5 protein-coding genes are annotated in these 4,895 nt (G+C 62.1%); 4 read left to right on the forward strand and 1 reads right to left on the reverse strand.

The window, feature by feature from the left end; translation table 11 throughout:
• The 4 genes from pnp to J0I64_RS00475 form a co-directional block, all read left to right on the forward strand.
• Positions 1–1,854 (forward strand): polyribonucleotide nucleotidyltransferase (pnp, locus tag J0I64_RS00460; protein ID WP_291405369.1); only part of this gene is annotated, 1,854 nt, incomplete at its 5' end.
• 250 nt (positions 1,855–2,104) lie between these two features.
• Positions 2,105–2,755 carry a L,D-transpeptidase gene (locus J0I64_RS00465; RefSeq protein WP_291405371.1) on the forward strand — a complete coding sequence of 217 codons (651 nt, stop codon included), beginning with the start codon at positions 2,105–2,107 and terminating at the stop codon, positions 2,753–2,755.
• Between the two features lie 181 nt (positions 2,756–2,936).
• The gene (locus J0I64_RS00470; protein ID WP_291405373.1) at positions 2,937–3,497 is read left to right on the forward strand and encodes an AAA family ATPase; all 561 of its coding nucleotides are present in this window, start codon (positions 2,937–2,939) and stop codon (positions 3,495–3,497) included.
• A gap of 57 nt (positions 3,498–3,554) precedes the next feature.
• Positions 3,555–4,319 (forward strand): Stf0 family sulfotransferase, encoded by a 765-nt coding sequence (locus J0I64_RS00475; RefSeq protein WP_291405375.1) that lies wholly within the window; start codon positions 3,555–3,557, stop codon positions 4,317–4,319.
• Positions 4,320–4,508: 189 nt separating this feature from the next.
• Here J0I64_RS00475 and J0I64_RS00480 read toward each other — a convergent pair.
• On the reverse strand, positions 4,509–4,895 hold a 387-nt coding region (locus tag J0I64_RS00480), incomplete at its 5' end, for a hypothetical protein (protein ID WP_291405376.1).

A 4,895-nucleotide genomic window follows, 5' to 3' on the forward strand; every position in this document is an offset into this window, starting at 1 on the left:
ATCGACCGTCCGATCCGCCCGCTTTTCCCCGATGGCTACAAGAACGAGACCCAGGTCATCGTCACCGTTCTGCAGCACGACATGGAAAACAATCCTGACGTGCTCTCGATGGTCGCAGCCTCTGCCGCGCTGACCATTTCGGGTGTTCCCTTCATGGGCCCGATCGGCGCAGCCCGCGTTGCCTATATCGATGGCGCCTATGTGCTGAACCCCTCGATCGATCGTCGTTCGGACTCCAAGCTCGACCTCGTCATGGCCGGCACCCAGGACGCCGTCCTGATGGTTGAATCGGAAGCCCAGGAGCTTTCCGAAGAAGTCATGCTCGGCGCCGTCATGTTCGGCCACGCCGAAAGCGCCAAGGTGATCCAGGCCATCATCAAGCTCGCCGAGCTTGCTGCCAAGGAACCGCGCGATTTCACGGCTCCCGACTTCTCGGCTCTCGAAGCTGAAGTTCTGGCGATCGCTGAAGCCGATCTCCGCGCTGCCTACCAGATCACCGAAAAGGCCCAGCGCTACGCAGCCGTTGACGCTGCCAATGCCAAGGTCAAGGAAGCTTTTGCTGCCAAGATCGAAGCTGGCGAACTGACCAAGGAAGTGCTGGGCGAAGTCGTCCACAACCTGCAGGCCAAGATCGTTCGCTGGAACATTCTGGACACCGGCAGCCGTATCGACGGCCGTGACCTCAAGACCGTGCGTCCGATCCTCTCGGAAGTCGGCGTTCTGCCGCGCACCCACGGCTCGGCCATCTTCACCCGTGGTGAAACCCAGGCCCTGGTTGTTGCGACCCTTGGTACTGCCGAAGACGAGCAGTTCATCGACTCGCTCGAAGGCACCAAGAAGGAAAACTTCCTGCTGCACTACAACTTCCCGCCATACTCGGTCGGTGAAGCTGGTCGCATGGGTTCGCCCGGTCGTCGCGAAATCGGTCACGGCAAGCTCGCATGGCGCGCCATCAACCCGATCCGCCCCTCGATCGAAGAATTCCCCTACACGATCCGTATCGTGTCCGAGATCACCGAATCCAACGGCTCGTCCTCCATGGCGACCGTTTGCGGTACCTCGCTGGCGCTGATGGATGCCGGCGTGCCGATGAAGCGCCCGGTGGCCGGTATCGCCATGGGCCTGATTCTCGAAGGCGAAAAATTCGCCGTCCTCAGCGACATCCTGGGTGACGAAGATCACCTCGGCGACATGGACTTCAAGGTGGCCGGCACGGAAGAGGGTATCACCTCGCTCCAGATGGACATCAAGATCGCCGGCATCACCGAAGAGATCATGAAGATCGCTCTCGGCCAGGCCAAGGACGGTCGCGTTCATATCCTTGGTGAAATGAACAAGGCTCTCTCGGCTTCGCGCGGGGAAGTGGGCGAATTCGCGCCCCGTATCGAAACGCTGAAGATCCCGACCGACAAGATCCGTGAAGTGATCGGCACCGGCGGCAAGGTCATCCGCGAGATCGTCGAAAAGACCGGCGCCAAGATCAATATCGAAGACGACGGCACCGTGAAGGTTTCGTCCTCGGACGGTACCCAGATCGAAGCCGCCATCAAGTGGATCCGCTCGATCACCGACGAACCCGAAGTGGGCGCCATCTATCAGGGCACCGTCGTGAAGACCGCCGATTTCGGCGCCTTCGTGAACTTCTTCGGCGCCAAGGACGGTCTCGTCCACATTTCTCAGCTGGCCGACCAGCGCGTTGCCAAGACCACCGACGTGGTCAAGGAAGGCGACAAGGTCTGGGTCAAGCTCCTCGGCTTTGACGAGCGCGGCAAGGTCCGCCTGTCGATGAAGGTGCTGGACCAGGAAACCGGCAAGGAAATCGTCAAGGAAGCCAAGGACGACGCTGCCGAATAAGGCGCGATTTTCCGACAGGTTTGAGAGGGCTCGGAGTGATCCGGGCCCTTTTGTTTTGGGCCGATATGGCCCGACCTGATCACGCCCGCGTGAAACCTGTGAGATTTTTGCAACAGGGTAAACTATGATCACATTGTGGCGAGGAACCGCCGCATTCGCGCCACGTTAAGCGGGACAAGCGTTACTGCAAAGAGAACGAGCCGGCTTCCGCCATCTCGACCTGTTCTTTGCCCGTCCCGAGGTTCCAGTCTTGATTTCCCGCCGCCTTTTCCTTCTCGGCCTCTCCGCCACGACGCTGGCCGCCTGCTCCACCACGCGTCAGCCCGTGGTCCAGGAGCCCACCATCGATCCGTACTATCTGCGCATGTACGGCCCGGTCACCAATGAAGTCTATCCGATCGCCGCCATGGATCTGCGTCGCGTCGATCCGAAGTGGTGGCGCCAGGAAGTGGCCTACTACACCACCGAGCGCCCCGGCACGATCGTTGTCGATACGCCGGCCCACTATCTCTATCTCGTGATGGAGAATGGCCGGGCCCTGCGTTACGGCATCGGTGTGGGCAAGGACGAAGCGCTGGTCTTCCGTGGCGATGCCACCATCGGCCGCAAGGCTGAATGGCCCCGCTGGACGCCGACCAAGTCGATGATCGCCCGTGAGCCCGACCGCTATGGCCCTTGGGCCAATGGCATGGGCGCAGGCCCGGAAAACCCGCTCGGTCCGCGCGCGCTTTACCTCTACAAAAATGGCGCCGATACGCTTTTCCGTATCCACGGCACCACCGAACCCTATACCATCGGCACCAATGTCTCCTCGGGCTGCATTCGCCTGATGAACCAGGACATCATCGATCTCTACGCCCGCGTCCCTTCGGGCACGCGCGTGACTGTGATCAACGCCTGAGGCGCAATGTCGCCGCAATAGTTCTGGGGGATCGTTGGTCTTGAGAGCTGGAACCTCTCGCGACGACCTCCAAATAAACTGCCGGCCGCGGTTCATACCGTAGTCACCCGCATCCGGCATCCAGGGCCCGTTCCGAACAGGAGCGGGCTCTTTTGTTTGCCTTCATGCCGCCAAACTGAAATTGCTCGCTGGCACCATGTTCGTGCTGCTCAATGGCTCCTTCGGTATCGGCAAGACGACGACGGCGCGGCGTCTCGTGGAGGCCCTGCCCGACACTGCCATTTCCGACCCCGAGCATGTGGGCTTTGTCCTGCGCCGATTGCCGGCATTCCTCCTCGGGCTATCAAGGCAGCCGGACGACTATCAGGACATGGCGCTGTGGCGCCGGCTGATCGTGCCGCAGGCGCGCTGGGTGCACGGCCGCGCCAAAACCGTCGTCATCCCCATGGCTTTTACCAACCGTAGCTATTTTGCGGATTTTGTCGGGGCGTTGGAGGGGACGGGCCCAGTGACAAAACTATGCCTCGTGGCGCCGCTGGATGTGATCCGGAGCCGCCTGCTGGAGCGGGGGACTGCCGAGGGGCGTGCCGGCCTGACGCGGTTCGAACTGCGCCGCTCAGAAGAGTGCGTTGCAGCCCATGCCGATCCCTTTTTTGGCCAGCCGATCGATGCTACGGCCTCGCCGGAGGCGGTGAGCGCCGATATCCTTGCAGTTCTCTCGCGCAAAAGCCCGAAAAAATGACGTTTCGCGGTGTGGTCGATGCTGGGCTTGCCGATTGAGAGTTTTGGAGATGAGCTTTTGACCGATAAATTTCGGACCTACATCATCTGCGGTACGCCGCGCTCGGGCAGCACGCTGGTTTGCGAAATGCTGGCCGCCAGTGGCGTGGCTGGACGGCCGAACTCCTATTTTCGACCGCAGGACATTGCCTGGTGGGCCGAGCAGTGGGGCGTGCCGACGGTCGTAGGGATCGAGACGCCGGAATTTGACCGCGCCTATCTCTCGGCCATGCGCCGGGAGGCGAAGGCCGGGACGGGCGTTGTGGGCCTGCGCATCATGTATTCGAGCCTTGTCGAGGCCCGGAAGCGGCTCAATCGCGCCTCTGGGGGCGATAGGAGCGTTGTGGAGGCGCTGGAAGCGGCGTTCGGTGATATCCTCTACGTTCACCTCTCGCGCGGCGACAAGCTGGGTCAGGCGGTTTCGCTCGCCCGTGCCGAGCAGACGGGCCTCTGGCATCTGCGGGCCGATGGCAGCGTGCTCGAGGGCGGGGATCAGCCGGCCGAGGCACACTATGATGGCGCGAGGATCGCCACGATCCTTGAGGAACTGGAGAGAGACGATGCCGCCTGGGACGACTATTTTCGCGTCCACGCTCTAAAACCCCTGCGCCTGACCTATGAGGGCGTGACGGCCGGACCGCAACGGGCGTTAGCCCAGATTTTGGCAGCGCTGGGGCTCGATCCGGCCATCGCCGAAACACAGCCGGTCCCGACGGCGAAAATGGCCGACGGGATCAGCGCCGCATGGGTGGCGCGGTTTCGAAGCGAACGCGGCCTGCGCTAGCGGAGAGCCGCAAGGCTCTTGCCGGCGGCTGCGTGCGGCTGCTTCCGGTCCGATACGGTTGAGGACGTCGGCGAGGAAAGTCCTGCCCTGTTCGGCGCTCTGGAAGGCGTTGAGAGGCAGGACGCGGCCCAGAATGCTCGACATGAAGCATAGGCTGCTTTGGGTGGCGTAAACCGCCTCTATGCCGCTTCAATTGAGCCGGAAGTCGACCTCGGTGTCGGTCCAGCGGAGGCCCATCTCGTCGGCGCTGAAGTGCATCGGGCCACCGTTCTTGCGGGAGGCATTGATATAGGCGGCAGAGCGGCGAAAGTGCCAGGGACGCAGCACGCGCCAGTAAGACAGCGCCACGAGGCCGAAAAGGCCAATGGTGATGAGCCAGTCGGGTACATCGGGAAGCAGCAGGATATGGACGATGGTGCCGCCAGCGGCCGCCAGCATGCCACCGACCAACATGGTGCCGAAGAGCACGAGATTGACAGTGGCTTTTTGCTTGAGGCTATAGCGGCGCTGCGCCAGCACCGCGCAGGCCCCGAAGAGATGGGCGAAATCGGGGTCGTAGGTGAGCTTGGTTGTCTG

Origin of the sequence: Devosia sp., assembly GCF_017307565.1 — a bacterium.
In the GTDB taxonomy this organism is placed as follows: domain Bacteria; phylum Pseudomonadota; class Alphaproteobacteria; order Rhizobiales; family Devosiaceae; genus Devosia.